The 26410-nt window shown below is 72.6% G+C and carries 27 protein-coding genes; 11 read left to right on the top strand and 16 right to left on the bottom strand.

Annotation, left to right across the window (positions count from 1 at the left end):
* Positions 1–33 precede the first annotated feature (33 nt).
* Positions 34–648 carry a nucleotidyltransferase domain-containing protein gene (locus OG559_RS24755; protein WP_405107652.1) on the top strand — a complete coding sequence of 205 codons (615 nt, stop codon included), beginning with the start codon at positions 34–36 and terminating at the stop codon, positions 646–648.
* Positions 649–788: 140 nt separating this feature from the next.
* Positions 789–1082 (top strand): hypothetical protein, encoded by a 294-nt coding sequence (locus OG559_RS24750; protein WP_405107650.1) that lies wholly within the window; start codon positions 789–791, stop codon positions 1080–1082.
* Between the two features lie 53 nt (positions 1083–1135).
* Here the strand turns inward: OG559_RS24750 and OG559_RS24745 are convergent, their stop codons facing one another.
* The 5 genes from OG559_RS24745 to metH form a co-directional block, all read right to left on the bottom strand.
* Positions 1136–1375 carry a hypothetical protein gene (locus tag OG559_RS24745; protein ID WP_405107647.1) on the bottom strand — a complete coding sequence of 80 codons (240 nt, stop codon included), beginning with the start codon at positions 1373–1375 and terminating at the stop codon, positions 1136–1138.
* Between the two features lie 2 nt (positions 1376–1377).
* The gene (locus OG559_RS24740; RefSeq protein ID WP_405107644.1) at positions 1378–2580 is read right to left on the bottom strand and encodes a helix-turn-helix domain-containing protein; all 1203 of its coding nucleotides are present in this window, start codon (positions 2578–2580) and stop codon (positions 1378–1380) included.
* On the bottom strand, positions 2567–2731 hold the full coding sequence (locus OG559_RS24735; RefSeq protein ID WP_405107641.1) for a hypothetical protein: 165 nt from the start codon (positions 2729–2731) through the stop codon (positions 2567–2569). The genes OG559_RS24740 and OG559_RS24735 overlap by 14 nt, the downstream gene beginning before the upstream one ends.
* 170 nt (positions 2732–2901) lie before the next feature.
* A complete protein-coding gene (locus tag OG559_RS24730; RefSeq protein WP_405107638.1) occupies positions 2902–4095 on the bottom strand; it encodes a helix-turn-helix domain-containing protein in 1194 nt (397 codons plus the stop codon).
* Between the two features lie 321 nt (positions 4096–4416).
* Complete coding sequence (gene metH, locus OG559_RS24725; RefSeq protein ID WP_405107635.1) at positions 4417–7932, bottom strand: methionine synthase; 3516 nt, start codon at positions 7930–7932, stop codon at positions 4417–4419.
* Between the two features lie 300 nt (positions 7933–8232).
* On the opposite strand from metH, the gene OG559_RS24720 reads away from it, so the two are divergent.
* Positions 8233–9102 carry a PAC2 family protein gene (locus tag OG559_RS24720; protein WP_387018153.1) on the top strand — a complete coding sequence of 290 codons (870 nt, stop codon included), beginning with the start codon at positions 8233–8235 and terminating at the stop codon, positions 9100–9102.
* A gap of 124 nt (positions 9103–9226) precedes the next feature.
* Positions 9227–10018 (top strand): GntR family transcriptional regulator, encoded by a 792-nt coding sequence (locus OG559_RS24715; protein ID WP_405107631.1) that lies wholly within the window; start codon positions 9227–9229, stop codon positions 10016–10018.
* Positions 10019–10094: 76 nt separating this feature from the next.
* Here OG559_RS24715 and mshC read toward each other — a convergent pair whose 3' ends face one another.
* The 6 genes from mshC to OG559_RS24685 form a co-directional block, all read right to left on the bottom strand.
* On the bottom strand, positions 10095–11333 hold the full coding sequence (mshC, locus tag OG559_RS24710; RefSeq protein WP_405107628.1) for a cysteine--1-D-myo-inosityl 2-amino-2-deoxy-alpha-D-glucopyranoside ligase: 1239 nt from the start codon (positions 11331–11333) through the stop codon (positions 10095–10097).
* A 96-nt stretch (positions 11334–11429) separates the two neighbouring features.
* Positions 11430–12248: an SCO1664 family protein gene (locus OG559_RS24705; protein ID WP_405107625.1), complete on the bottom strand. Its 819-nt coding sequence runs from the start codon at positions 12246–12248 to the stop codon at positions 11430–11432.
* Complete coding sequence (locus OG559_RS24700) at positions 12245–12829, bottom strand: DUF3090 domain-containing protein (RefSeq protein ID WP_405107622.1); 585 nt, start codon at positions 12827–12829, stop codon at positions 12245–12247. The genes OG559_RS24705 and OG559_RS24700 overlap by 4 nt, the downstream gene beginning before the upstream one ends.
* A 109-nt stretch (positions 12830–12938) precedes the next feature.
* Positions 12939–13658: a histidine phosphatase family protein gene (locus tag OG559_RS24695; protein ID WP_405107619.1), complete on the bottom strand. Its 720-nt coding sequence runs from the start codon at positions 13656–13658 to the stop codon at positions 12939–12941.
* Between the two features lie 66 nt (positions 13659–13724).
* Positions 13725–14561 carry an undecaprenyl-diphosphate phosphatase gene (locus tag OG559_RS24690; RefSeq protein ID WP_405107617.1) on the bottom strand — a complete coding sequence of 279 codons (837 nt, stop codon included), beginning with the start codon at positions 14559–14561 and terminating at the stop codon, positions 13725–13727.
* Positions 14558–15610 (bottom strand): LLM class F420-dependent oxidoreductase, encoded by a 1053-nt coding sequence (locus OG559_RS24685; protein ID WP_405107614.1) that lies wholly within the window; start codon positions 15608–15610, stop codon positions 14558–14560. Before OG559_RS24685 ends, OG559_RS24690 begins: the two co-directional genes overlap by 4 nt.
* A 198-nt stretch (positions 15611–15808) precedes the next feature.
* Between OG559_RS24685 and OG559_RS24680 the strand changes: the two genes are divergently transcribed.
* A complete protein-coding gene (locus OG559_RS24680) occupies positions 15809–16780 on the top strand; it encodes an aldo/keto reductase (RefSeq protein WP_405107612.1) in 972 nt (323 codons plus the stop codon).
* 87 nt (positions 16781–16867) lie between these two features.
* Positions 16868–17059 (top strand): DUF5703 family protein, encoded by a 192-nt coding sequence (locus tag OG559_RS24675; protein ID WP_396672976.1) that lies wholly within the window; start codon positions 16868–16870, stop codon positions 17057–17059.
* A gap of 306 nt (positions 17060–17365) precedes the next feature.
* Here the strand turns inward: OG559_RS24675 and OG559_RS24670 are convergent, their stop codons facing one another.
* Both OG559_RS24670 and OG559_RS24665 read right to left on the bottom strand, forming a co-directional pair.
* Positions 17366–18031, bottom strand: coding sequence for a hypothetical protein (locus tag OG559_RS24670; RefSeq protein ID WP_405107609.1), 666 nt, complete (start codon positions 18029–18031; stop codon positions 17366–17368).
* Positions 18032–18089: 58 nt separating this feature from the next.
* Complete coding sequence (locus OG559_RS24665; RefSeq protein ID WP_405107607.1) at positions 18090–19418, bottom strand: M20/M25/M40 family metallo-hydrolase; 1329 nt, start codon at positions 19416–19418, stop codon at positions 18090–18092.
* 158 nt (positions 19419–19576) lie between these two features.
* Here OG559_RS24665 and OG559_RS24660 point away from each other — a divergent pair, with 158 nt between their 5' ends.
* The 3 genes from OG559_RS24660 to OG559_RS24650 all read left to right on the top strand — a co-directional run bounded on the left by OG559_RS24660 (position 19577) and on the right by OG559_RS24650 (position 21589).
* Entirely contained in the window at positions 19577–20227 is a 651-nt protein-coding gene (locus OG559_RS24660; RefSeq protein WP_405107605.1) for a hemerythrin domain-containing protein, read from the top strand.
* A gap of 91 nt (positions 20228–20318) precedes the next feature.
* A complete protein-coding gene (locus OG559_RS24655; RefSeq protein ID WP_405107602.1) occupies positions 20319–21332 on the top strand; it encodes a LysR substrate-binding domain-containing protein in 1014 nt (337 codons plus the stop codon).
* A gap of 20 nt (positions 21333–21352) precedes the next feature.
* Positions 21353–21589, top strand: coding sequence for a hypothetical protein (locus OG559_RS24650; protein WP_405116937.1), 237 nt, complete (start codon positions 21353–21355; stop codon positions 21587–21589).
* 129 nt (positions 21590–21718) lie between these two features.
* On the opposite strand, the gene OG559_RS24645 is transcribed toward OG559_RS24650, so the two are convergent.
* The 3 genes from OG559_RS24645 to OG559_RS24635 are packed head-to-tail and all read right to left on the bottom strand — an operon-like array spanning position 21719 to position 24821.
* Positions 21719–22069, bottom strand: a complete 351-nt coding sequence (locus OG559_RS24645) for a DUF3140 domain-containing protein (RefSeq protein ID WP_405107599.1) — start codon at positions 22067–22069, stop codon at positions 21719–21721.
* Complete coding sequence (locus OG559_RS24640; protein ID WP_350883076.1) at positions 22069–22239, bottom strand: hypothetical protein; 171 nt, start codon at positions 22237–22239, stop codon at positions 22069–22071. The genes OG559_RS24645 and OG559_RS24640 overlap by 1 nt, the downstream gene beginning before the upstream one ends.
* 17 nt (positions 22240–22256) lie before the next feature.
* Positions 22257–24821, bottom strand: a complete 2565-nt coding sequence (locus OG559_RS24635) for an ATP-dependent Clp protease ATP-binding subunit (RefSeq protein ID WP_405107596.1) — start codon at positions 24819–24821, stop codon at positions 22257–22259.
* Positions 24822–24934: 113 nt separating this feature from the next.
* Here OG559_RS24635 and OG559_RS24630 point away from each other — a divergent pair, with 113 nt between their 5' ends.
* Complete coding sequence (locus tag OG559_RS24630) at positions 24935–25318, top strand: hypothetical protein (protein WP_405107593.1); 384 nt, start codon at positions 24935–24937, stop codon at positions 25316–25318.
* An 827-nt stretch (positions 25319–26145) separates the two neighbouring features.
* A complete protein-coding gene (locus OG559_RS24625; protein WP_405107590.1) occupies positions 26146–26406 on the top strand; it encodes a hypothetical protein in 261 nt (86 codons plus the stop codon).
* Positions 26407–26410 lie beyond the last annotated feature (4 nt).

Raw genomic sequence — 26410 nt, 5'->3', positions numbered from 1 at the left:
CGTCCGGGGCTGGGCGGGTGCCACCCTGGGGACGTGCGTTACCACCCTCAACGGCACGTCTGGGCGGCGCTGTCCATCACCGACGTTTGTTCGCTGCTCGGCGGGTGTCCGGCTCCCTGGTGGCTTTCCGGTGGATGGGCCATCGACCACTGGCTTGGAGCGGTCAGCCGCCGGCACGCCGACATCGACGTCAGCACCCTCCGGCCGGCGCTCCCGGCCCTGCTCGGCAGCATGCCCGCGCACCTTCGGCCGTTCGCGGCAATGAGCGGGCGCCTTCTCCCGTTGAGCAAGCACCTCGACGATCCCGAACTGCACAACATCTGGCTACACGACGAGGACCGCGATCACTTCGTCCTTCAGGTCAACCTGGAGGACGGCGACGAGTCGGTCTGGCGGTACCGTCGCGATCCACGGATCGATCTCCCGTGGAGTGCGGCCGTCGCGACTGTGCGCGGCGTACCGACCGGAACGCCGGCCACCCAACTCCTGTGGAAGGCGCGAGATCCACGCCCTCAGGACGAGCATGACCTGAGCGTTACTGACGGCCTGCTACTCCCCGAGCAGCGCCGCTGGTTGCGCATGGCCATCCGTACCGCCCACCCGCGCTCGCCGTGGGCCGACGACTCCCGGCGGGCGGCTACACGTTGAAGCGGAACTCAGAGCCGTTTCCCGCCGCCCGACCCCGACGGGCCGGCGACGGCCCAGGCAGGCAGCCGACACGCCGGCCGTCGAGTCTTCAGCGTCCAGGCCATCCTGGTGCACGACAACAGGCGAGAGTCGAGGGGCTGATGGCAGAGCTGATCCTCAGTCGACCGCATGACTCCTTCGCTCTGCTCAGGCAAATCTGGGTGAAGGTAGACGGGCACAGAGTTGTCGGGCTGCGGCCAGGACAGTCAGCCAGGATCAGCGTCGACGAGGGCCAGCATGTGGTCCAGGCAGCCCTGGACTGGACCCGTAGCGAACCCCTGACCCTTCACCTGGACGCCGGCCAGTCCGCATCGCTCGAAGTATCCTGCCCGGTGCGCGCCTACCGGCAGACGTGGTCCCGGCCCTTGCGGGCTCTCGACCTGCGGCGCATCTGACCTCTTCGTCCCGAACTCTCGGCGAGGCAGTCGGATCGGGTGTCGTCCTAGGTTCATCCAGCCTGCTGAGGGCCATCCCGGTCGGGTTCGGTCGGCTGGGTTGCTGTACTCCACAGCTGCACTTCCTCGGCTGCGCGGAGGACGTCACGGGCGGCGGTGGCCACCGGGCAGTCCGCTGTCCGGCAGATCGGGCAGTGGCCGTCGGATGCGGGTTGGTGGTCGCGGAGGACCCAGCGGGCGGTGAGGATGAGCCGGTTGCGGATCTGGGCCAGGGACAGGAACGGTGTGGTCATCCTCAGCCCACCCCGAGGGTGGCGGCGAGGTGGATGAGCGTCGTTGGGGCGGTGGGGTCGCGGGCGACCTGGGCGAGCACCTCCCGGCCTGCGGGGCGCTGGCGTATCTCGGCCGGTGCGGTGCGGTCGGCGTCGATCACCAGCCGGCCCGCGCTGATCGGGTCGTCCGCTTGGAGGTAGGCGCGGGCGGCGTCGAGCAGGTGGGCGGCGCGGTGTTCGACCGGTAGCCACCGCCAGGCGTCCCGCTTGGTGGTCTTCTCATGCCAGGCGACCGCATCGTGTGCGTTGCCCAGTTCGAGGGCTGCGGCGGCACGGGCCAGGTCGACCGCGGTCGGCCCGAACGCGGTCCGGTGGTGGTCGTGGCCGTCCCCTACCCGGGCGGCCATGTCGGCGGCCTCGCCGATCAGTTCGGCGGTGGCCCGGTCGTCGCCGTGTCGGGCCGCCGCCAGGGCGGCCTGCACGAGCAGCGTCCCGCACAGCGACAGCTCCGGTGGTGTTCCGTCGTCCAGGTCGGGCGGGGCGATCCGGTACGCGGCGGCCAGCGTCGCCGACATGGCGGCCCGCGCTCGCCCCGCAGCGCGGAGCGCCTGGCCGAGTTGCACGGCGGCGGCGGACACCAACCGCCGGTCGCCGGTGGCGGTGGCCATGGCCCGGTCGGCGGCCAGCCAGCCCAGGTCGGCCTCGCCGAGCTTCACCAGCAGCGACGCGGTCACCCGGTACGCCTCCACCAGCAGCGGACGGCCCCACCCGGGATCGTCGGCGTGGACGCGCTGCGCCCCGGCCAGCAGGTCCGGCACCAGCGCGATCACCTGCGGGTACCGGGCATGCGCGAACATGATCCACGCATGTTCGACGGTATGGACCAGCCGGTCCGCCGTCACCACGTCACGGCGGGCCGCCGGCCGACCCAGGGCGATCTCGTACGTCGACAGGGCCTCGCTGATCCGCTCGACACCCTCGGCCCGCTCGGTCACCGCAGCGGGTTGAGCGTCCCGGCCGAGCAGCACCGCCGTGTCGATGCGCAGCGCGGCGGCGATGTCCTGGAGGGTGGACACCTTGTCGAGGGACCGGACTCCGCGCTCGACCTTGTCGACCCAGCTCTTCGACTTGCCGAGCCGGTCGGCGAACACCTGCTGCGACAACTTCCGCCGCCCCCGCCAGTACGCCACCCGCCGACCGACCGGCAGCCGGTCACCGCTGTCCACGACGCCACCGCCGATCCGGCACCGCCCGGGTCGTCTCCTCGACCGGTATCCGATCCGCCTCGGCCTGCGCGAGAAGCCGCAGCCTGGCCGCTTCCCGTTCCGCCGCCTGGATCTGTTCGCCTCTGCCCTCGACCGGAACAGCGTCGCTCATCCCTACCTCCACCCGGGAGGGACGCGACGGCGGGTGCTCTTGGAAGGACCGCCGCCGTCGCGTCCCGTATCGAGGGACGCGATCACAGCGGGCACTGATGCCGGTGGGTGCTCAACCGCGTCCTTGCTCGGACGGTAGAGCGGTCGGCGTGACGGCAGACTAACTGTCAGTTAGATTCCATGAGGCTCGGGATCCAACGGATCGATACCGATGCGGATTGCGAGGTCCCGCAGCTCGGGGGAACCCCGTCGGCGGGCATCCCTGACCATCTGTCCGACGATTTCCCGCACGCTCGGCCGGGACCGCAGTTCAGCGGGGGACGCGTTGTCCGCCTCCAGGAACGCCAGGACTGCCCGGTCCTGGTCGCCGGCCGCATACCAGCCGCGTCCCGCGTCCAGGTGCAGACGGCATCGGCGGTTCGGGGTGCGGACCTGCGACCGGTCGACGCGCCGAGCCTGTTCCGGTGCTCGCTCAGGTGAGCCGTTCTCGACGGCCACACCCACCCGCCAGATCCCGCAGTTCGCCGGGGTGAACTCCATCCGCCACGGGTCGGACCCGGCCCGACGCGCGGCGTTCTCCGCCTCCGCCAAGTGCCCATCCGGGTCGCCGGTACCCAGCGAGGCGGCCGACATCGCGGAATGCAGGTGAAGCATCCCGTACCAGGTCAGCGCCTCGTCGTCTCCCGTGTCGCCCAGTCGCTCCGCCGCGCTCGTAGCCACTGCCAGCGACCGCCGCCGACCGCCGTGGGTGCCCGATGACAAGGCACTCTGCGCGGCAGCGAAGGCGGCGGCAGCAACCTCCGCCGGCCCAGCGAACGTTGCGGCCAGCTCAGCACGCTCCGCGTACCGCGCCGCCAGGTCGATGTAGCCAAACGGCTTGATCGCCAACACCGTGGTCACGGCGGCCCGGACGAACAGTCGCGGCCCGTCCGGGTGCCCGGAGTCGGTGAGCTGCCGAGTGGCCCCGACCAGACCGGGCAGCAGCCGCGCAAGCGCCTTGTAGTCGCAGGCCATCCGGGCAGCCATCGCCTGGCCCACCGACGCACGCAAGACAGCCGGATCCAGCGAGTGCCCCGGCGCTTCCGGATCATCGTCGAGAGCGCCACGCAGTGACGGAACCGTGGCGTAAATAGCGAGATCATCTTCACTGCGGGGCGGGTGCGGCTGTCCGGTCAGATCAGTGACGCTCACACCAAGAGCGCTCGCCAAGGCAATGAGCCGCGAACGCTTGGTGACCGGCCGTCGTCCTGACTCGATCATCGAGATGTAGGAGGCGGTAACGCCTACCCGATCGGCCAGTTGCTGCTGCGTCATCCCGGCGGCATCCCGCCAACTGGCGACGCGCAGCCCAATGTAGTCAGCCATGACTCCTCCTGCATGAGGTCGACGACTTCCGGCGTAGAGCCTGCACAACGGACGGTACGTGCGGTCACGCTTCGCGGCCAGCCCAACACCGCACGCATGGGCCTCGGCCGACCATCCGCGCGAGGCCGGCCTTGGTCGCCTTCGTCTCGGCCCGTTGCTGTCACCGCTGCTGTCAAGCAGCTACTCACCCCGGCTGTGCTGCACTGGCCCGATCACGTCTCGCCACAGCTCCCGCATCACCATCTAGTCGATAGATCGCGAGACTCCCCAGCGCGCAGGAGCCGGGAGGGTGTTTGGCGCAGCTCAGGCAGGGTTACGGCGTCACTTGGCGTTGAAGTAGTTCGCCTCCGGGTGATGCACCACGATCGCGTCGGTCGCCTGCTCCGGCATCAGCTGGAACTCCTCCGAGAGCTGCACCCCGATCCGATCCGGGCCCAGCAGGTCCACGATCTTCGCGCGGTCCTCCAGGTCCGGGCAGGCCGGGTAGCCGAACGCGTACCGGCAGCCCCGGTAGTCGTTGCCCAGCAGGCCCGCCAGGTCCCCCGGGTCGTCGTCGGCCACCGTGCCGCCGCCCGGCAGCGTCAGCTCGGTTCGGATCCGCCGGTGCCAGTACTCCGCCAGCGCCTCCGTGAGCTGCACCGACAGTCCGTGCACCTCCAGGTAGTCGCGGTAGTCGTTGCCGGCGAACATCTTCGCCGTGTACTCGCTGACCGGCTGCCCCACGGTCACCAGCTGCAACGCCACCACGTCGAGCTGGTCGCCCTTGGGCCGGAAGAAGTCCGCCAGGCACAACCGCCGCTCCTGGCGCTGCCTCGGGAACGAGAACCGGGCCCGCTCGGCGTGCCCGTTCTCGTCCAGCACCACCAGGTCGTTGCCCTCCGAGTACGCCGGGAAGTACCCGTACACCACCGCCGCCTCAAGGACCTTGTCGGCGGTCAGCCGGTCCAGCCAGTACCGCAGCCGGGGCCGACCCTCGGTCTCCACCAGCTCCTCGTACGACGGGCCCTTGCCGCCCCGGGCGCCCCGCAGCCCCCACTGCCCCAGGAACGTCGCCCGCTCGTCCAGCAGCGCCGAGTACTCCGCCAGCGGCAGGCCCTTCACCACCCGGGTGCCCAGGAACGGCGGGGTCGGCACCTCCACGTCGCGCGCCACGTCGGAACGCACCGACGCGTCGTCCAGCTCCGGCAGCGCTTCGGTCACCATCGCCCGCTGCCGCGCCCGACGCGCCCGACGCGCCGCCAGGGTCGCCTCCCGCTCCGGGTCCACCACCGGCGCCCCGCCCCGCTTCGCCGTCATCACCCGGTCCATCAGGGACAACCCCTCGAACGCGTCCCGGGCGTAGTGCACCTGACCCGGGAACACCGCTCCCAGGTCGTCCTCCACGTACGCCCGGGTCAGCGCCGCACCGCCGAGCAGCACCGGCCACCGCTCGGCGACCCCGCGCGCGGCCATCTCGGCCAGGTTCTCCTTCATGATCACCGTGCTCTTCACCAGCAGCCCGGACATCCCGATCGCGTCGGCCCGGTGCTGCTCCGCCGCGTCGAGGATCGCGGTGATCGGCTGCTTGATCCCGATGTTGACGACCTCGTAGCCGTTGTTGGACAGGATGATGTCGACCAGGTTCTTGCCGATGTCGTGCACGTCGCCCTTGACCGTGGCCAGCACGATCCGGCCCTTGCCGCCGTCGTCGGCCTTCTCCATGTGCGGCTCCAGGTACGCCACCGCGGTCTTCATCACCTCGGCCGACTGGAGCACGAACGGCAACTGCATCTGGCCCGAGCCGAACAGCTCACCGACCACCTTCATCCCGTCCAGCAGCAGGTCGTTGATGATCGACAACGGGGACCGGCCCTCGGCCATCGCCGTGTCGAGGTCGGCCTCCAGGCCGTTGCGCTCGCCGTCGATGATCCGCCGCTTGAGCCGCTCCTCCAGCGGCAGCGCCGCCAGCTCCTCCGCCCGGGTGGCCCGTGCCGAGGAGGCGTCCACCCCCTCGAAGATCTCGATGAAGCGATGAACCGGGTCGTGCCCCTCCCGACGCCGGTCGTAGATCAGGTCCAGCGCGATCTCGCGCTGCTCGTCCGCGATCTTCGACATCGGCAGGATCTTGCTGGCATGCACGATCGCCGAGGTCAACCCGGCCTGCACGCACTCGTTCAGGAACACGGAGTTGAGCACCTGCCGGGCCGCCGGATTCAGCCCGAACGACACGTTGGAGATGCCCAGGGTGAAGTTCACCCCCGGCCAGCGGCGGGCGATCTCCCGGATCGCCTCGATGGTCTCGATGCCGTCGCGCCGGGTCTCCTCCTGGCCGGTGGCGATCGGGAAGGTCAGCGCGTCGATCAGGATGTCGGCGCGGCGCAGCCCCCACCGCCCGGTCAGGTCCTCGATCAGCCGCCCCGCGACCCGCACCTTCCACTCGGCGGTGCGGGCCTGCCCCTCCTCGTCGATGAGCAGCGCCACCACCGCCGCGCCGTGCTCGGCGATGATCGGCATCACCCGGGCGTATCGGGAGCCCGGCCCGTCGCCGTCCTCGAAGTTGACCGAGTTGACCACGCACCGGCCGCCGAGCATCTCCAGCCCGGCCTCGATCACCTGCGGCTCCGTCGAGTCGAGCATGATCGGCAGCGTGGACGCGGTCGCGAACCGGCCGGCCAGCTCCCGCATGTCCACCGTGCCGTCGCGGCCCACGTAGTCCACGCACAGGTCGAGCAGGTGCGAACCGTCCCGGGCCTGGCTGCGGGCAATCTCCACGCACGCCTGCCAGTCGGCGGCGAGCATCGCATCCCGGAACGCCTTCGACCCGTTGGCGTTGGTCCGCTCCCCCACCATCAGCACGCTGGCATCCTGGGCGAACGGCACGTGGTGGTAGATCGAGGAGACGCCGGCGTCGGCCTGCGGCCGGCGCGGACCCGGCCGCGTGTCGCGCAGCCGCTCGGCGACCACCCGGATGTGCTCCGGGGTCGTCCCGCAGCAGCCGCCGATCAGCGAGACTCCGTACTCGGCGACGAACCGTTCCAGCGCGTCGGCCAACTCCACCGGGGTCAGCGGGTAGACCGCCCCGTCGGCGGTGAGCTGCGGCAGCCCGGCGTTCGGCATCACCGACAGCGGCACCCGGGCGTGCTGGGACAGGTAGCGCAGGTGCTCACTCATCTCCGCCGGCCCGGTCGCGCAGTTCAGCCCGATCAGGTCGATGCCGAGCGGCTCCAGCGCGGTCAGCGCCGCGCCGATCTCACTGCCCAGCAGCATCGTGCCGGTGGTCTCCACCGTGACGTGGCAGATCAGCGGCACCGTCCGCCCCGCCGCGGCCATCGCCCGGCGCGACCCGACCACCACCGCCTTCACCTGGAGCAGGTCCTGGCAGGTCTCCACGATCAGCGCGTCCGCGCCGCCGGCGAGCAGCCCGGCCGCGTTCTCCTGGTACGCGTCGCGCAGCGTCGCGTACGCGGTGTGCCCGAGGGTGGGCAGCTTCGTGCCCGGGCCGATCGAGCCGAGCACGAACCGGGGTCGATCCGGGGTGCTCCACGCGTCGGCGGCCTCCCGGGCGATCCGCGCGCCGGCCTCGGCCAGCTCCCAGATCCGGTGCGAGATGTCGTACTCGCCCAGGTTGCTGAGGTTGGCGCCGAAGGTGTTCGTCTCGACGCAGTCCGCCCCGGCCGCCAGGTACGCCTCGTGCACCCCCCGGACCACGTCCGGGCGGGTCACGTTGAGGATCTCGTTGCAGCCCTCGTGGCCCTCGAAGTCGTCCAGGGTCAGGTCGGCCGCTTGGAGCATCGTCCCCATCGCGCCGTCGGCGACGAGGATCCGGTCTGACAGCACATCCAGCAACGAAGTCCGCACGGTTTCAGGGTAATGCGAGGACTCGTGAATGGGTCGACGCCCGCTCGCGCTCCCACATTATGTCGGCCGGATCACCCTGGGCGGCGTAACGGGAAGCACGTGCCTCGTTCCGGCTCGGCTCGGCTCGGGCGGGACGACCCGGCCGCGCGGCGGCCGGAACGGCGCGGCCGACGGGCCGCATCCCGCGCCGACCCGTAGGCTGACAGACGTGAAGGACAACAGGGACGCCACCGTGCACGGCGGGCGGGCGACAGGGCCGTCGCCCGTGGCCGCCCCCGACGAGCAGGGTGAGGTGACGGCGTGACCGAGTTCGACGGACTGCCGGTACTGCGGTCCCCCGTGGCCATCGCCGCCTTCGAGGGCTGGAACGACGCCGCCGACGCGTCGACCGCCGCGGTCGAGCACCTGGAGCAGGTCTGGGAGTCGCGGCAGATCACCGAACTGGACCCGGAGGACTTCTACGACTTCCAGGTCAGCCGGCCGACGGTCACGATGGCCGACGGCGAGACCCGCCGCGTCGAGTGGCCCACCACCCGGTTCATGGTGGCCAGCCCCGAGGGCACCGAACGGGACGTGGTGCTGATCCGGGGCATCGAGCCGAGCATGCGCTGGCGCACGTTCTGCGAGCAGGTGCTGGAGATCTGTCACAGCCTTGAGGTCGAACGGGTGGTGCTGCTCGGCGCGCTGCTGGCCGACGTGCCGTACACCCGGCCGCTGCCGATCACCGGCAGCGCCTCGGACGCGGAGGCCGCCCAGCGCTACCAGCTCACCCCCACCCGCTACGACGGCCCGACCGGGATCGTCGGCGTGTTGCAGGACGCCTGCACCCGGGCCGAGGTGGACGCGGTCTCGTTCTGGGTGCACGTGCCGCACTATGCCAACAACCCGCCCTGCCCGAAGGCCACCCTGGCCCTGCTGCACCGGGTCGAGGAGGTGCTCGACCTGCCGGTGCCGATGGCCGACCTGGCCGAGGAGGCCGCCGAGTGGGAGCAGCGGGTGCGCGGTGCCGCCGAGCAGGACGCCGAGCTCGGCGAGTACGTCCGCGAGTTGGAGGAACGCGTCGGCGACGCGGGCATCACCCCGCTGACCGGTGACGAGATCGCCCAGGAGTTCGAGAAGTACCTGCGCCGGCGAGGCGGCTCGGCCGGCCCCACCGCCGGCTCCTGGTAGCCGCCCCCACCGCGCATCGAGGGCCCCGGACCGCCACGGTCCGGGGCCCTCGCGCGTGTCGGGGTGGCGAGGTCACGTCCCGTACGGCATCCTAGGAACCTAGCTGTCATTCGAGGAGGCGGGCATGCAGATCAACCCCGGCGCGGCCGAGTTCCCGCACCGGCAGATCGCCGCGCAGCTCAAGGCCCAGGTGCGCCGCGGCGACTGGGGGCCCGGCGAGCGGCTGCCGTCCATCCCGGCCATCGCCGAGATGTTCGGCGTCGCGAAGCAGACCGTGCAGCGCGCCGTCGACCAGCTGCGGGTCGAGGGCATCCTGATCACCAAGCCCGGCTCCGGTACGTACGTCCGGGGCACCCGGCGCCGGCTCAACCGCCTCGCCCGGGGCCGGTACGGCGGCTTCCGCGGCTACCACACCGACCTGGCCGCCCGGTACCGCCAGCAGCTCGTCTCGGTCGGCCGGGCGGCCGCCCCGCCCGAGGTGGCCGACGCGTTCGGCGTCGCCGACGGCACCGAACTGCTGTGCCGCCGGCACCTCGTCCGCACCGAGGACTCTCCCGTCGAGGTGGGCGCCTCCTGGTTCCTACCGGCAGACACCGCCGGCACCTCCCTGGAGCGGGGCGAGGCGTTCGGCCGCCCCCTCTACCAGGAGGCGGAGGAGGCCACCGGCCGGCGGTACGTCACCGCCACCGACACCATCACCGCCCGCCAGCCCAGCCGAGAGGAGTCGGAGACACTCCAGATCCGCCCCGACACCCCGGTGCTGCACCTGCTGCACGTCGCCTACGACGACCGGCGCAAGCCCATCGAGGTCGCCCAGGCCACCTGGCCGGGACCGATGACCACGCTCACCGAGGAGTACCGGATCCCCGCCCCCACGCCGGATCCCGACCCGGACCCCGGTCTCGTCCTGGGCTGAGCCGCCAAGGGGCGGGTCAGTCAGAGGCGGAGACCCGGGAGGGCGTCGAGGGTCTCGGCGAAAGAGACGGGGTCAGTCAGAGGCGGAGACCCAGGAGGGCGTCGAGGGTCTCGGCGAACAGGGGCGGGGCGGCCCGGTCCGCGCCCTCACCGGCGAGGGTCCGCTCGGCCCAGGCGTCGGCGACCGCGATCGCGCCGGGGGTGTCGAGGTCGTCGGCGAGCCGGTCGCGTACCGCGGCCAGCAGCTCGACCCCGGACGGGCCGGCGGTGGCGGCGGCGGCCCGGCGCCACCGCGCCAGGCGCTCGTGGGCGGCGGCGAGCACGTCGTCGGTCCAGGTACGGTCGGCGCGGTAGTGCTCGGCCATCAGCCCGAGCCGGACCGCCACCGGGTCCACCCGGTCGGCGCGCAGCCGGGAGACGAAGACCAGGTTCCCCTTGGACTTCGACATCTTCTCGCCGTTCAGGCCGATCATGCCGGCGTGCACGTAGTGGGTGGCGAACGGCGACCGCCCGGTCAGCCGCTCCGCGTGCGCGGCGGAACACTCGTGGTGCGGGAAGATCAGGTCGTTCCCGCCGCCCTGCACGTCGATGGTCTCGCCCAGCAGGTTCAGCGCGATCACCGCGCACTCGATGTGCCAGCCCGGCCGGCCCGGGCCGAGGTCGCCGCCGGGCCAGGACGGCTCGCCCTCGCGAGCCCCCCGCCACAACAGCGGGTCCAGCGGGTCGCGCTTGCCCGCCCGGTCCGGATCGCCACCACGCTCGGGGAAGATCTCCAGCATCTCCGGCCGGGAGAGGTTCGACTCGTAGCCGAACGCCGGGACGGCGGTGATGTCGAAGTAGACGTCGCCGGTGCCGTCGTCGAGCCGGTACGCCGCGCCGTCCTTGAGCAGGAGCAGGACCTTGTCGGCGATGTCCGGGATCGACTCCACCGCGCCGACGTAGTGCGCCGGCGGAATGATCCGCAGCGCCTCCATGTCCTCCCGGAACAGCGCGGTCTCCCGCATCGCCAGGACCTTCCAGTCCTCGCCGTCGCGCTCGGCCCGCTCCAGCAGCGGGTCGTCGATGTCGGTGACGTTCTGCACGTACCGCACCGTCAGGCCGGAGTCCCGCCACACGCGCTGCACCAGATCGAAGGTGATCATGGTGGCGGCGTGGCCGAGGTGGGTGGCGTCGTACGGGGTGATGCCGCAGACGTACATAGTGGCGGTGCCGTCGGGCCGACTGGGCTCGACCCCACGTCGCGCCGAGTCGAACAACGTCAGCGGGCCACCTCTGCCGGGCAGCCGTGGCACCTCATGCCCCACCCAAGACTCCATGCCCGTCAGCCTAACGAGCCACCCGGCGCACCGAAGCCACCCCACGGGTGATCAACATGACAACCTCTCGCGTCGGAGCGGCTTGCCGGCCCACCGTCACATGGGTGGCCAGGGCATCGCCGGCCAGTCCTCCGGCGGCTGCGGGAAGCGGCCGGCGTCACGCAGCCGACCCACCCGCGCGGCGACCTCCGCGACCTCGCGGACCGTCAGGTGCTCGCCGAGCTCCTCGCCGAGGGCGCCGGCGAGCTGGCCGGCGAGGTCGGCGAGCATCTCCAACGCGTCCGGCGGCAACTCCCGACCGGCCCAGCCCCACAGGACGGTGCGCAGCTTCTCCTCGACGTGGAAGCTCACCCCGTGGTCGACGCCGTAGATCCGGTCGTCCGGGCCGACGAGCACGTGACCGCCCTTGCGGTCGGCATTGTTGATCACCGCGTCGAGCACGGCCAGCCGGGCCAGGCGCGGGTCGTCGGCGTGCGCCAGGGCGTACGGGGTGCCGTCGTCGTCCCGGGCCGCCGCGATCGGGAGCCAGCGCGGCGGCACCGTTTCGGCGGGCACGAACCCGACCAGCGGCTCGGCGTCGGACGGCTCGTCGATCCACAGCTGACAGGAACCCGGGCCGAACGGGCCGTCCCGCAGCACCGTCGGCGGCACCAGGTCCCAGCCGCTGGCCCGGGAGACCAGGTACGCCGAGACCTCCCGCCCGGCGAGGGTGCCGTCGGGGAAGTCCCACAACGGTCGCTCGCCCCGCACCGGCTTGTAGACACAGCGTGCGCTCAGCCCGTCAAGGGTGAGCGCGCCGAGCAGTGTGGCGTTCGACGCGTCGACCAGCCGACCTTCGACGGTAAGCTCACCGTCGCGCAACAACCGCAGCGTCGCCGCGCCGTCCTGGCAGGGTTGGAGTTCGGACGACGTCACCGGTGGTAACCGTTGTGCCGCGGGCACAGGTGCCCGGCGGGGTCCAGCGGCTGCCCGCAGAGCGGACAGGGCGGGCGACCGGCGTTGACCACCCGGCGGGCCCGCTCGATGAACTCACGGGTCGCCTCGGGGGTCAACCGGACGCGCAGCCGGTCGAGGGTCTCGTCCAGCTCCTCGTCGTCGGGGTCCTCGTCGTCGTCGTCCTCGGCGCCGTCGGATTCGACCTCGGCCTCCCCCTCACCGGCGGCGATCGCCTCGATCACCACCGTGGCGGTGTCGACGTCGAAGGCCAACCCGAGGGTGCCGACCCGGAACTCCTCGTCGACCGGCGTGTCCAGCGGCTCGTTGTCGCCCACGGAGACCGTCGGCTCGGGCAGCTGCACACCGAAGCGACGCTGCGCCTCGGTCAGCAGCTCCTCCAGCTTCTCGGCGAGCAGCGACACCTGGACCTTCTCCAGCGCGACACTGACCAGCCGACCACCGCCGCGCGCCTGCAGGAAGAACGTGCGCTCCCCGGGCGCCCCGACCGTCCCGGCGACGAACCGCTCCGGCGGCTCGAAGGCGTGCACCTGGTGGCTCATACCCACGACCCTATCCGGCCCGCCACGGCGTCGCGCACCCCACCGACCGTGAATCGCGCACGCGCGTACCCGTGGGGCCCGACCCGGCCCGGCAGCCCCGGCGAGCGCCTCACCGCACGGCCCCGGCGCCTCCGCCCACGGCGGCGTCGGAGTCCGTCGGCCTCGTCGCCCGCCGCCGCCGCTTGGGCGGCGGCGGCGGCGGCACCAGTGCGGCCAGGTCACCGCCGGTGTCGTTGAGCCGCACCACGAACGGCCGCAGCGGGGTGTAGCGGATCGCCGTCACCGACGCCGGGTCGGCGACGATGCGCTGAAAGAGATCCAGGTGTACGCCCAACGCGTCCGCCACGATGGCCTTGATCACATCGCCGTGGCTGCAGGCCAGCCAGACCGCCTCGGGGCCGTGTTCGGCGGTGATCCGCGCGTCCCAGGTACGCACCGCCGCGACCGCACGCGCCGCCATCGCGGCCATCGACTCCCCTTCGGGGAAGACTGCGGCGCTCGGGTGCTGCTGGACCACCGGCCAGAGCGGCTCCTTGGCCAGCTTCTTCAACGGCTGCCCCTCCCAGCTGCCGTACCCGCACTCGATCAGCCCCTCGTCCACGGTCGGGCTGGCCTGCGGGAGGGCGAGTTCCAGGGTCTGCCGGCAGCGGATCAACGGACTGGTCACCACCGCGGCGAGGGGCAACCCGCGCAGCCGCTCGCCCACCGCCGTGGCCTGGGCCCGCCCGGTGTCGTCCAGCTCGACGGGCTGCCGGCCGGCGAGGCCGCCGGCGGCGTTGGCGGTGGTACGGCCGTGCCGCAGAAGGAGAAGAGTCGCCACGCCACCCACCCTATGGGGTCCCGCATGACGGCGACCGCCCACGGCTCTGCCCCAACCCCACCCCACCCACCCCCGTTAGGTGGCGGAGATGGTGTTGGTCATGAGCAGGGCGAGGACCAGGGTGCCCAGGGCGACCCGGTACAGCACGAAGACGTACAGGGTGTGGTGGGCGACGTAGCGCAACAGCCAGGCGATGGCGGCGTAGCCGATGGCGAAGGCGATGAGCGTGGCAACCACCAACTGCGCCCCGCTCGGCGCGGCGGTGCCGGGCGCGGACGGTTCGAACACGTCGCCGAGGCTGAACACCCCGGACATCACCACGGCGGGGATGGCCAGCAGGAACGAGTACCGCGCCGCCGTCTCCCGGGTGAGGTTGAGCAGCAGGCCGGCGGTGAGCGTGCCGCCCGAGCGGGACACCCCGGGAATCAGCGCCATGGCCTGGGCGAAACCCATCACGATGCCGTCGCGCATCCGGAAGTTCGCCAGGGTGCGGGTCTGCCGGCCCCAGTACTCGGCGAAGGCGAGCACGAAGGCGAAGACGATCAGGGTGGTGGCGACCAGCCAGAGGTTCCGGCCGGCGGTCTTGATCTGGTCCTTGAACAGGAGGCCGAAGACCCCGATCGGGATGGAGCCGACGATCACGTACCAGCCCATCCGGTAGTCGAGGCTGCTGCGCACCGAGCTGTCGAACAGGCCGACGAGCCAGGTCCGGGTGATCCGCCAGATGTCCTTGGCGAAGTAGATCAGCACGGCCGCCTCGGTGCCGAGCTGGGTGACGGCGGTGAACGAGGCTCCGGCGTCGCGGTCGAAGAAGATCGCCGAGGTGATCCGCAGGTGCCCCGACGAGCTGACCGGCAGGAACTCGGTAAGGCCCTGGACGACGCCCAGGACGATGGCTTCGATCCAGGTCACTCGCCGACTCCGGCCAGGTCCAGCGCCTCGGCGACGGTGCGTAGGGTCTGCACGCCGCTGTCCCGGTCGGCCACGAAGAGGGTCACCGACAGGGTGGTGACGCCGGCGGCCGCGTACTCGCCCAGCCGCTCGGCGATGCGCTCCTTCGGCCCGAGCAGCGAGGTGCGGTCGATGAACTCCATCGGCACCGCTGCGGCGGCGTCGCGCTGCCGCTTGGCCAGGTAGAGGTCCTGCACATCGCGGGCGGCGTCGCCGTAGCCCATCCGGGTGGCGAGCTGGTTGTAGAAGTTCTGCTGCCGGCTGCCCATGCCGCCGACGTAGAGGGCGGCGTAGAAGCGGACCAGCTCGGCGCAGGAGGCCACGTCGTCGCCGATGACCACCGGGACCGATGGCACGACGTCGAAGCCGGCCAGCTCCTTGCCGGCCTTCGCCCGGCCGGCACGCACGGCGGCGAGCTGCTCCTCGGCGAACTCCGGGGAGTAGAAGACGGCCAGCCAGCCGTCGGCGATCTCGCCGGCCAGTTCCAGGTTCTTCGGGCCGACGGCGGCGAGGTAGATCGGGATCTGCTCGCGGGGCGGGTGGAAGCCGAGCCGCAGCGCCTTGCCCGGGCCGTCGGGCAGCGGCAGCGTGTAGAACTCGCCGTCGTACTCGACCGGCTTGCGGGCGATGGCGAGCTTGACGATGTCGACGTACTCCCTGGTGCGGGCGAGGGGCTTGGCGAAGCGCACCCCGTGCCAGCCCTCGGAGACCTGCGGCCCGGAGACGCCCAGGCCGAGCCGGAACCGGCCGCCGGAGAGCGCGTCGATGGTCGCCGCCGTCATGGCGGTCATCGCCGGGGTGCGGGCGGGGATCTGCATCACCGCACTGCCCACGTCGATCCGTTCGGTCTGCCCGGCGATCCAGGCCAGCATGCTCGGCGTGTCGGAGCCGTAGGCCTCCGCGGCCCACACCACCGAGTAGCCGAGCCGGTCCGCCTCCTGGGCGAGCGCCAGGTGGTCGGCGGGTGTGCTCCACGCCGTCTGGTATCCGAGGCTGAGCCCGAGTCGCACTGGTCCTCCCCCATCCGCAGCACAGGTCGCATCAGGTTACGCAATACCGGCGGCGGAGCCGATCACCGGCTCACCCCGAACGCGTCACCTCGGGGCGGACCGGCCGGACGGATGGGAATCCCGCCGGCCGGAGGGGCTAGCAGGAACTTGACGGGAGCGAGGATGTTGGTGACGGCGGGTTGGAAATAAGGTTCACCCATGCAACAGCGACCGCTCGGCCGAAGCGGGCTGGCGGTTTCCCGGCTCGCGCTCGGCACCATGACCTGGGGCCGGGACACCGACGCCGACGACGGGGCCGCCCAGCTGAAGAGCTTCCTCGATGCGGGCGGCAATCTGGTGGACACCGCCGACGTGTACGGCGACGGGGACGCGGAGGCGGTGATCGGGTCCCTGCTGGGCAGCCTGGTCCCCCGCGACGATCTGCTGATCGCGACGAAGGCCGGGCTGCGGCCGGGCAACGACCGGCGCCGGGACACCTCCCGGGGCCACCTGCTGCGCACGCTGGACGCCTCGCTGCGCCGGCTCGGCACGGACCACGTGGACCTGTGGCAGGTGCACGGGTACGACCCGGACACGCCGCTGGAGGAGACCCTGGCCGCACTGGACCACGCGGTGACCAGCGGCCGGGTCCGCTACGTTGGGGTGTCGAACTTCTCCGGCTGGCAGACCGCGCGGGCGGCGGCGTGGCAGGCGGCGTGGCCGGGGCGGGCCCCGGTGGTGGCCGCCCAGGTGGAGTACTCGCTGCTCGAACGGGGGGTGGAGCGGGAGGTGCTGCCGGCCTGCGCGGCGCTGGGTCTGGGGATGCTGCCCTGGTCGCCGCTGGGCAGGGGGGTGCTCACCGGCAAGTACCGGCACGGCCGGCCGGCGGACTCGCGGGCCGCGTCGGCGCACTTCGAGCCGTTCGTGGCGACGTACCTGGAGCCACGCTGCTCCAGCATCGTGGAGGCGGTGGCCACGGCGGCCGGCGGGCTGGGGGTGTCGCCGCTGGAGGTGGCGCTGGCCTGGATCCGGGACCGGCCCGGGGTGACGGCCCCGATCCTCGGCGCCCGGACGGTAGGGCAGCTCCTCGGGGCGCTCCAGGTGGAGCGGGTGACCCTGCCCGACGAGATCGTCGTCGCGCTCGACGACGTGTCGGCGGTGCCGATGGGCTACCCCGAGCGGGACGGCTGACGGGGCCCGTCGCGCAGGTGGGGGCGGAGGCGGCGGTCACCTCGGGAGGGGTGGCGGACGACCGGCGGGCTGGGCAGCATGGAACCCATGGACTACGAATACGCGCCGCTGCGGTTGCCCTCGAACGTCGATCGGTTGACCGCCGCGGCGCAGCTGGCGATCCAGGCGGAGTTCTCGGGCTGGGAGCTGGCCCGGGTGCGGCTGTACCGGGACGGCACGCGGCAGGTCGTGCTGCGCCGCCGCCGGGTCGACCAACCCCAGCCGGGCCTGTCGTACTGAGCGCCGGGTCGCCTCCGGGCGACCTCCGGGCGGCGCCGCCCCGGGGCGCGAGCGGATGCTCGGGCCCTGAGGCAACCACAGTGCGGCGACGCCGCCCCGGGGCGCGAGCGGATGCTCGGGCCCTGAGGCAACCACAGTGCGGCGACGCCGCCCCGGGGCGCGAGCGGATGCTCGGGCCCTGAGGCAACCACAGTGCGGCGACGCCGCCCCGGGGCGCGAGCGGATGCTCGGGCCCTGAGGCAACCACAGTGCGGCGACGCCGCCCCGGGGCGCGAGCGGATGCTCGGGCCCCGGGGCGGCCACGGCCTAGTGGCGGTGCCCCGCGTGGTCGTGATCCTCGTCGTCGTGGTCGAGGAACGGGTGCTCGTCGAGGCGGCCCACGAGGCGGTCGTCGGCGGCGGGCTGGAACGGGCCAACCGCGTCGTCGTCGTCGAACGACTCCAGGTCGACCGAGGTGTCGACCTCGCTGACCATGACCACGCCGTCGAGCGGTTCCAGCTCCGGGACGTCCAGCGCGCTGAGTGAGCCGTCGCCGCTCTGCAGCAGCTCCAGCACCGCCTCGCCGACGCCCTCGACGGGTGCCGGCTCGTCGTCCTCGGGGGTGCCCTCGCGGCGGGCCGCCTCGGCGGCCCGGATCAGCGCGGCGACGCTGGGCACCCGGTAGTCGCGGCGCTGGCGCACCGAGATGACCCGGGGATGCGGGTCGGTGGCCTCGCCGCCGTCGGCGGCGCCGAAGCGCTCGTCGGCCTCGTCGGGGTCGATGGACTCCACGTCCCAGGGTGTGACCTCGCCGAACGCGTCGAGCAGTTGCTCGTCGTACGCGAAGGAGGCGTTGTTCAGCGCGACGTACGCCTGCCAGACGTCGTCGTCGTCGACGCGGCCCTGGGCGGCCCGGACGGCGGCCAGGTGCACGCGGGCGGCGTCGATCACCCGCTCCAGGGCGGCATCCAGCTCACCGTGCTGGTCGGTCATGTACGTTCCCTTCGCAATGTGGGATGTTCCGCGCCGAACGGTAGGGCGACGGACACGGTCAGCAACTCCGGAGGAACCGGTCGAGAACCCGCACGCCGAACTGTAGTCCGTCCACCGGAACCCGCTCGTCGATGCCGTGGAACAGCCCGGAGAAGTTGAGGTCGGCGGGCAGCCGCAGCGGCGCGAAACCGAAGCAGCGGATGCCGAGCTGAGAGAATGCCTTGGCGTCGGTGCCGCCGGAGAGCATGTAGGGCACCGGCCGGGCGCCCGGGTCCTCCGCGCGCAGGGCCACGGACATGGCGTCGACCAGATCGCCGTCGAAGGTGGTCTCCAGGGCGGGCTGGCGCTGGATGTACTCGATCACGATGTCCGGGCCGACCAGCTCGCGCAGCTGCTGCTCCAGCAGCTCGGACTGCCCCGGCAGGCTACGGCAGTCGATGGTGGCGGTGGCCCGGCCGGGGATGACGTTGTCCTTGTAGCCGGCGGCGAGCCGGGTCGGGTTGGCGGTGTTGCGGATCGTCGCGCCGATGATGTTGGCGATCGGGCCGAGTTTGGCGATGGCGGTCTCCGGGTCCGCCGGGTCCAGCTCGACGCCGAGCAGGTCGGAGACCTCCTCGAGGAACGCCCGCACGGTGTCGGTGACCACCACCGGGAAGCGGTGCCGGCCGATGCGGGCCACCGCCTCGGCGAGGGCGGTGACCGCGTTGTCGTCGTGCACCATCGAACCGTGGCCGGGTCGACCCTTGGCGTGCAGTCGCAGCCAGTCGATGCCCTTTTCGGCCGTCTCGATCAGGTAGAGCCGCTGGGACTCGTCGATCGTGTACGAGAAGCCGCCGACCTCGCCGATCGCCTCGCTGCAGCCGTCGAAGAGGCCGCGGTGGTGCTCGGTGAGGAAGTGCGCGCCGTAGTCGCTGCCGGCCTCCTCGTCCGCGGTGAACGCCAGCACGATGTCGCGGGCCGGCCGGACGCCGGTGCGCTGCCAGTGCCGCACCACGGTCAGCACCATGGCGTCGAAGTCCTTCATGTCGATCGCACCACGGCCCCACAGGTAGCCGTCGCGGATCTCCCCGGAGAACGGGTGCACCGACCACTCGTCGGGGTCGGCGGGCACCACGTCGAGGTGGCCGTGGACGAGCAGAGCGTCCCGGCCGGGGTCGGTGCCGGGGATGCGGGCGACGAGGTTGGCCCGGCCCGGGGCGGACTCGTGGATCACGGCGTCGACGCCGACCTCGGCCAGCTTCTCCGCGACGTACTCGGCCGCGGCGCGTTCCCCGACGCTGGTGGCGTTGTCCCCGGTGTTCGTGGTGTCGATGCGCAGCAGGTCACGGCAGAGGTCGACGACCTCGTCGGCGGGATCGGGTCGGGCGGAGGCGGCGTCGCTCGTCATCGGCTCTTCATACCAGCAGCGACCATCGGGCAGGTCGCCCGGCCGGCCGTCCGTTTCGCGCGGGCCCGCGCCGGGTACCGCCGGTCCCGTCCCGCACCGCCCAATTGGGCCGCCCCGCCGCACCATCGGCCGCCGCACCCGCCACCGAGGAGGGCACCATGACCGTCCCCCTGCCCCCGTTGCCGCCCGTACCCGAGGAGGGCTATCGGCCCGGCGGGCGCAGCCTGGTCGACATCATCGACCAGGAGCACCGGCAGCTGCTGGCCCTGGCCGACCGGATCGGCGGCCCCGACCCGGACCCGGAGCCCGGCGACCTGGTTCAGGTGCTCACCGCCACGGTCTCCCGGCACCTGTCGGCGGAGGAGCAGTACCTGTTCCCCGCTGTGCGGGCCGCCCTGCCGCAGGCCGGGGAGCCGGTCGACCGGGAACTTGAGGCCGCCGGCGCGCTGCTGGCCGCCCTGAAGGGGTTGGCCGGTCCGGCCGATCCCGCGCTGGCCGACGTGGTCGAGCGGGTACGTCGACACGTCGCCCGGGTCGCCGCACTGGTCAGCCCGCTGGGCGAGGTGGCCACCGACGTGGAGCTGATCCGGCTGGGCAACCGGTGGGAGATCGCCGAGGAGGCCGCGCCGACCCGGCCGCACCCGGGCACCCCGGCGACGCCGCCCTGGAACCGGATCGTCGAGCCGGCGGTGGGCGTGGTGGACAAGGTCCGCGACGCGGTGACCGGCAGGCCGACGTACCTGACGGATCTGGAGCCGGAAGCGGGCCGGCCGGCGACCGCGGCGGAGGCGCGGCGACCGCCGGGCTGACCGATTATCGGACGGGCCATCCCGGACATCGGTCAACTCCGATCCACCCAGGGCCTTCCGTCGATCCCCCGAGTGGCCATACCGTCACCCTATGAATCTGGAGCTGCGACACCTGCGGGTGGTCTGCGCCATCGCGGAGACGGGGAGCGTGACCAAGGCGGCGTCCACGCTCGGCCTGGCCCAGCCGGCGCTCACCGCCCAGCTCCAACGCATCGAGCGGACCCTCGGCGGCCCCCTGTTCGACCGGGATCGGCGGGGCGCCCGGCCCACCGCCCTCGGCGAGCTGGTGCTGTCCCGGGCCCGGGTCCTGCTGCCGGCCATGCAGGGCCTGCAGGACGAGGCGGCCCGGCTGGCCGGCGCCGACCCGACGCCCGCGCGGTACCGGTTCGGCGGGGTGAACAGCCCCATCCTCGGCCGCCTGGTGCACCGGCTCGCCGCCGCGCACCCCCAGGCACAGATCACCACGTACGCCTCCTGGTCCGCCGACGAGCTGGCCCAGCTCGTCGGCGGCGGCCGGATGGACTACGCCCTGGTCGGGGTCTGCGGCGACTCGCTGCCACCGACCGGACACGGGCTGACCTGGCGGGAGGTGGCGATGGAGCCGGTGCAGGTGCTGCTGCCCGAGGGACACCCGATGGTCGAGCGGGACGAGGTGCGCCTGGTGGACCTGCGCGGCGAGCAGTGGGTCGCCGCCCCCGGCGACGGCTGCTTCGGCGACTGCTTCGCCGCCGCCTGCGCCCGCGACGGCTTCACCCCCAGAAAGCTGTACGAGGCCGACGTGCGCGGCTGCGTCGACCTGGTGGAGGCCGGCGCGGCGGTGGCGCTGTGCCAGGCCACCTTCCGCCCCGTGCCCGGGCTGATGACCCGCCGGCTGGTCGGGACGCCGCTGCGTTGGCGGCTGATGCTGGGCTGGCACCCGGACTCGGCCGGAGCGGGCTTCGCCGGTGAGGTGCTGGACACGGCGGTGTCGGCGTACACCGACTCGCTCGCCGCGCACCCGGACTACCTGGCCTGGCTGCTGCGGCACCCGGAGTTCGGGGTGCGCCGGCCCGCCCCGGCCGGTCCGGCGCCCGGCGGGGCGGGTTCCGGGGTGCGAATCGCCTGATGGTGGGTAACTGGGGCGGCATGACCGATCTCTACCCCACCGCCGACGACCGGGAGACGCTGCGGGAGGCCGCCGCCGCGCACACCGCCGCCTCCCGGGACGTGGAGGCGTTCCTGCGCCGCCTGCCCGTGGTCCCCGAATCCGCCGACATCACCGAGTACGCCACCCTGCTCAGCCGGGAGGAACGGGCGCGTGGCGAGCGCCAGGCCGCCGCGGACGCCGCCGGGCTGCAGATCGGCAGCATGGAGCCGGAGTGACCGCCGCCAACAGTGGTCCCCGCGTGCGGCCGGCACGCGGGGACCGTTGAACGGCGCGGGCGAAAGGTCAACAGGCCCGTGCGGGCCTCGGGAGCCGGTGCGCCACCGACGCGGGCCCGGCGGGTGACGTCAGCGTTCCACGAGGATGTCGTGGCCGAGGTCGAGCAGGGAGTGCCGCCACTCGTCGTCGCTGGTGCCGCCCTTCGGGCGGGCCGCCGTCAGCGCCCGGATCCGGTCGATGGCGTCCCGCATCACCTCGATGTCCTCCGGGGTCAGGTCGACCTTGCGTTTGCGCAGCACCGCGAGGATCTTCCGGCCCGGCTCGGGCAGGTCGAGGGAGGGGTTCGGCCCGAACGACTCCTCGCCGGAGCCTCGGGTCAGCAGCCAGCTGCGCAGTTGCTCGGAGGTGACGTTCACCTCGGCGTGGAAGTCCTCCCAGAGCACCTCGACCTCGGGATCGAGTCGCGCCTCGCGTACCATCACGCCTCCTCTGCGGGCGGCGGCCCGGACGGTTCCGGTTCGCCGGTGTGGGGTTGCAGGCCCTCCGGCGGCACCCGCACCCGGGTGGGGTTGGCCGTCGGCGGGGCCAGGATCGGTTCGGCCCGTTCGTCGCGTGGGTTCTCCTCGCCGCTCTCCTCGGGTTCGGTCATCTCCGTCCTCCGCCCGCTCACCGCGGGTGGGACGTGGTGGCCGCGGAGTAGTCCCGGTCGCCGGCGGCCACCTCGAAGGCGAGCGCGTCGTCGCGGGCGTCCACGGTCACCCGCTGCCCCGGCGAGATCGCGTTCTCCAGCAGCATCCGCGACATCCGGTTGTCCACCTCGCGCTGGATCACCCGCCGCAGCGGGCGGGCGCCGAACTCCGGCTGGTAGCCGCGCTCGGCGATCCAGTCGATCCCGGCGACGGTGAAGTCCACCCCGATGTCCTGGGCGTGCAGCCGGCGCCGGGTCTCCTCCAGCATCAGCTCGGTGATCTGGCGCAGTTGCTGCTGCTCCAGCCGCTGGAAGATGATCACCTCGTCGATCCGGTTGAGGAACTCGGGGCGGAAGTTCTCCTTGAGCCGGCGCATCAGCCGCTCACGCAGCTCGTCGTTCTCCCCGGCCTCGCCGGCCGCGCCCGCGCCGAAGCCGACCGCGCGCTGGCTGCCGGTGATCAGCTCCGAGCCCAGGTTGCTGGTCATGATCAGAACGGTGTTCTTGAAGTTCACCGTCCGGCCCTGGCTGTCGGTGAGCCGGCCGTCGTCGAGCACCTGGAGCAGGATGTTGAACACGTCGGGGTGGGCCTTCTCGATCTCGTCGAGCAGCACCACCGCGTACGGGCGGCGGCGCACCGCCTCGGTGAGCTGGCCGGCCTCCTCGTACCCGACGTAGCCGGGGGGCGCGCCGACCAGCCGGGCGACGGTGTGCCGTTCCTGGAACTCGCTCATGTCCAGCCGGACCATCCGGTCGGCCTCGCCGAACAGCGACTCGGCCAGGGCCCGGGCCAGCTCGGTCTTGCCGACGCCGGTGGGGCCGAGGAACAGGAAGCTGCCCATCGGCCGGTTCGGGTCGGCCAACCCGGTCCGCGACCGGCGCACCGCCTCGGCGACCGCGCCGACCGCGTCGTCCTGGCCCACGATCTTCTCGTGCAGGTGTCCCTCCAGCCGCAGCAGGCGGTCCCGTTCCTCCTCGGTGAGCTGGGCGACGGGGATGCCGGTGGCCCGGGAGACCACCTCGGCGATCTCCTCCGGACCGACGGCCGGCACCTGGGAGCCGCCGCCCTCGTCGCCCTCGTCGCCCTTGGCCCGGCGGATCTGCGCCTCCATCTCGGCGATCTGGTCGCGTAGGGCGGAGGCCCGCTCGTACTGCTCGTCGGCGACCGCCTGCTCCTTGTCCCGGCGCACCTCGTCGAGTTGCTGCTCGAGCTCGCGCACGTCCGAGGCGGGGGTGCGGGTGCGCAGCCGGACCCGGGCGCCGGCCTGGTCGATCAGGTCGATCGCCTTGTCCGGCAGGTACCGGTCGGTGACGTACCGGTCGGACATCTCGGCGGCGGCGACCAGCGCCTCGTCGGTGAACCGAACCTGGTGGTGGGCCTCGTAGCGGTCACGCAGGCCGCGCAGGATGGCCACGGTGTCGTCCACGGTGGGCTCGGGCACCAGCACGGGCTGGAACCGGCGGGCCAGCGCGGCGTCCTTCTCGATGGTGCGCCGGTGCTCGTCGAGGGTGGTCGCGCCGATCACCCGCAGCTCGCCGCGGGCCAGCGCCGGCTTGAGCATGTTGGACGCGTCCATGCCGCCCTCACTGCCCGCCCCGCCGGCGCCGACCAGGGTGTGGATCTCGTCCAGGAAGATGATCAGCTCGTCGCGGTGGGCGCGGATCTCGTCGATGACCTTCTTCAGCCGCTCCTCGAAGTCGCCCCGGTAGCGGGTGCCGGCGACCAGGCCGGCGAGGTCGAGCTGCACCACCCGCTTGCCGAGCAGGGTCTGCGGCACGTCGCCGTCGCAGATCCGCTCGGCCAGCCCCTCCACGATCGCGGTCTTGCCGACGCCGGCCTCGCCGATCAGCACCGGGTTGTTCTTGGTACGCCGGGAGAGGATCTCCACCGCCTGCTCGATCTCGGCGGACCGACCGATCACCGGGTCGATCTGGTCGTTGCGGGCCAGTTCGGTGAGGTCCTGGCCGTACTGGTCGAGGGTCGGCGTGCCCCGGTCGGGCTTCGGGCCCGCCATCGGGCCGCGCTCGGCGCTGGCCGCCTGGAGCGACTCGGGCTGGATCCGGCCGGCGGCGAGCATCCGGCCGGCCGGGGACTCCGGATTCAGCGGGAGGGCCATCAGGATGTGCTCGGGGCCGATGTAGTTGGCACCCATCGCGCGGGAGAGCTGGTGGGCGTCGAGCAGGGCCCGCTTGGCGGCCGGGGTGAGCGACAGGTTCGGCGGCACCTCGCCCCGGGGCGCGCCGTCGCCGCGCCCGCCCAGGGCGTTGACCAGGGTGTCGGGGTCCGCGCCGGCCCGTCGGACCAGGTCGCGCAGCGGCTCCCGCTGCAACGCCGCCCAGAGTAGGTGATCGGTGTCCAGGTCGTTGCTGTGCCGCTGGGCGGCCCGGCGGGCCGCGTCGGCGAGCATCTCCCGCGCGTCGGCGGTCATCAGCCGGGTGATGTCGACCCGGTGCGCCGGCCGGCGTCCCGCCTCGCCCCGGCCGAAGTACCGGGCCAGGAACTCGTCCCACGGGTCGGAGCCGAAGTCGCCGGTTCCCGTCATGTCTTTCCTCCCGCGGTCGGACGCGCTCGCCGGTGCAGTCCTCCGCCGGCACGGACGGCGGTGGCTACCCGGCGACCGGCGCGACAAACGCCCCCGGGTGGCAGGCTGGGCCCATGGATGCGAGGCCGCTGCTGATCGTGGACGCCGCCAACGTCGTGGGGTCCCGCCCCGACGGCTGGTGGCGGGACCGGGCCGGGGCTGCCGCCCGGTTACGCGACGCCCTGACCCCGGTGGCCGAGGTCGGCGTGCCGCCGCTGCTGCCCGGGCCCACGGAGGTGGTGCTGGTGGTGGAGGGCGCGGCGCGGGGGGTGCCGACGGTGCCCGGCGTGCGGGTGGTGGCCGCGCCGGGTTCGGGCGACGACGCCATCGTCGAGCTGGTCGGCGCCGCCGCGGACCGCCGCCGGCTGGTGGTCACCGCCGATCGGGAGCTGCGCGGCCGGGTGGGTGCCCTCGGCGCGGAGGTGCAGGGCCCGCGTTGGCTGCGCGGCGGGGCCTGACGGCTCGGCGTGGGGCCAGGTTCCTCCGTGTTGCTGGTCGGAGTGGCGCCCAGGCCCGAGGCTCGGCACTCGCCGGACTCACCGCCGACACGACCGAGATCGAGCGGTCCTGGCGCAACCGCTACATCCCTTGCAACAGCTCTCCTTCACTCAGGCCCGCCCGGCACACGGGATTTGACATGGTCTCGGTCTCGCCGGTCCTGCGCTGTTTCCTCTCCCGCGAATGCCCCGGGAGGTCGCCGCCACGGCGCCCCATGCCGCCCCGTGCATCGGGTAGTCGGGTGGCGGCCGGACGATTGCCCCCCGCATCCGGTCGGGGACCTGCCTGTCGGCTCCTTTGGAGCTGCCCCGTTTACGCGCCCGCTCCATCGGTAGCACAAACGGGGCAGCTCCAAAGGGGCCGACGGAGGGTGTACCGACCCGGCAGGGGCCGACCCGGCGAAGACCGAAATAATCTTGAAGTCTCCGTCGGACCGCGGAGGGCCAGGTCGGTGAGAGGACTGGCGCGATGGTGACCCGGCTGCCGTTCGCGAGCAGTTGGAGTGGCCGGTAGACGGGGTCCGCGTTGGAATCCGAACGCGACGGTGACCTTCTGGCGGGGCTTCCTCTGACGCCTGGCTCCGAGGCCACGGGGACCAAACGCCGCCACCGGTCCGATTGATGGGACTGGGCGACCCGCGGACGGGACTATCGGCGACCCGCCGAGCGGACTTCCCGCACGTCAGGGCGGTAAGCGGGCGGACGGGCAGCAACACTGACAGGGCGGTTGTTCTCTCCCCGACGGGGATGGGTTGTAATGGAGATCTCCCCGCCCCCAGGAGGTCCACGTGGCGAGCGTCGCCGAGCTGAAGGCAGCCATCGATGTCGCCCTGCAACAGATCGGTGACGGGCAGAGCGCCGTGCAGGCCGCCGGCGAGAAGCTCGCCGAGGCGCAGCAGACCCTGGCCGGGGCCCTGGAGGGCAGCGGGCACGAGACCGTCGAGGCGGCACAGTCCTCGCTGACGCAGGCCAGCCAGGAGCTGGAGGAGTGCCTCGCGGCGACCCTCGTCGCGGTGGAGCAGGCACAGCTCTACGTCTCGACCCTGTAGGGGC

This window comes from Micromonospora sp. NBC_01405 (assembly GCF_045040155.1).
Classification (GTDB): domain Bacteria; phylum Actinomycetota; class Actinomycetes; order Mycobacteriales; family Micromonosporaceae; genus Micromonospora.
This window is presented reverse-complemented; position numbering and strand designations above follow the sequence as displayed.

Excerpts from the sequence above, each read along its gene's own strand:
- OG559_RS24675 (WP_396672976.1), top strand. The coding sequence starts at position 16,868 with ATGGACTACGAATACGCGCCGCTGCGGTTGCCCTCGAACGTCGATCGG.
- OG559_RS24745 (WP_405107647.1), bottom strand. The coding sequence starts at position 1,375 with ATGACCACACCGTTCCTGTCCCTGGCCCAGATCCGCAACCGGCTCATC.
- OG559_RS24680 (WP_405107612.1), top strand. The coding sequence starts at position 15,809 with ATGCAACAGCGACCGCTCGGCCGAAGCGGGCTGGCGGTTTCCCGGCTC.
- mshC (WP_405107628.1), bottom strand. The coding sequence starts at position 11,333 with ATGGAGTCTTGGGTGGGGCATGAGGTGCCACGGCTGCCCGGCAGAGGT.
- OG559_RS24630 (WP_405107593.1), top strand. The coding sequence starts at position 24,935 with ATGGATGCGAGGCCGCTGCTGATCGTGGACGCCGCCAACGTCGTGGGG.
- OG559_RS24645 (WP_405107599.1), bottom strand. The coding sequence starts at position 22,069 with ATGGTACGCGAGGCGCGACTCGATCCCGAGGTCGAGGTGCTCTGGGAG.
- OG559_RS24635 (WP_405107596.1), bottom strand. The coding sequence starts at position 24,821 with ATGACGGGAACCGGCGACTTCGGCTCCGACCCGTGGGACGAGTTCCTG.
- OG559_RS24665 (WP_405107607.1), bottom strand. The coding sequence starts at position 19,418 with ATGACGAGCGACGCCGCCTCCGCCCGACCCGATCCCGCCGACGAGGTC.
- OG559_RS24730 (WP_405107638.1), bottom strand. The coding sequence starts at position 4,095 with ATGGCTGACTACATTGGGCTGCGCGTCGCCAGTTGGCGGGATGCCGCC.
- OG559_RS24670 (WP_405107609.1), bottom strand. The coding sequence starts at position 18,031 with ATGACCGACCAGCACGGTGAGCTGGATGCCGCCCTGGAGCGGGTGATC.
- OG559_RS24735 (WP_405107641.1), bottom strand. The coding sequence starts at position 2,731 with ATGAGCGACGCTGTTCCGGTCGAGGGCAGAGGCGAACAGATCCAGGCG.
- OG559_RS24700 (WP_405107622.1), bottom strand. The coding sequence starts at position 12,829 with ATGAGCCACCAGGTGCACGCCTTCGAGCCGCCGGAGCGGTTCGTCGCC.
- OG559_RS24650 (WP_405116937.1), top strand. The coding sequence starts at position 21,353 with ATGACCGATCTCTACCCCACCGCCGACGACCGGGAGACGCTGCGGGAG.
- OG559_RS24715 (WP_405107631.1), top strand. The coding sequence starts at position 9,227 with ATGCAGATCAACCCCGGCGCGGCCGAGTTCCCGCACCGGCAGATCGCC.
- OG559_RS24640 (WP_350883076.1), bottom strand. The coding sequence starts at position 22,239 with ATGACCGAACCCGAGGAGAGCGGCGAGGAGAACCCACGCGACGAACGG.
- OG559_RS24660 (WP_405107605.1), top strand. The coding sequence starts at position 19,577 with ATGACCGTCCCCCTGCCCCCGTTGCCGCCCGTACCCGAGGAGGGCTAT.
- OG559_RS24750 (WP_405107650.1), top strand. The coding sequence starts at position 789 with ATGGCAGAGCTGATCCTCAGTCGACCGCATGACTCCTTCGCTCTGCTC.
- OG559_RS24655 (WP_405107602.1), top strand. The coding sequence starts at position 20,319 with ATGAATCTGGAGCTGCGACACCTGCGGGTGGTCTGCGCCATCGCGGAG.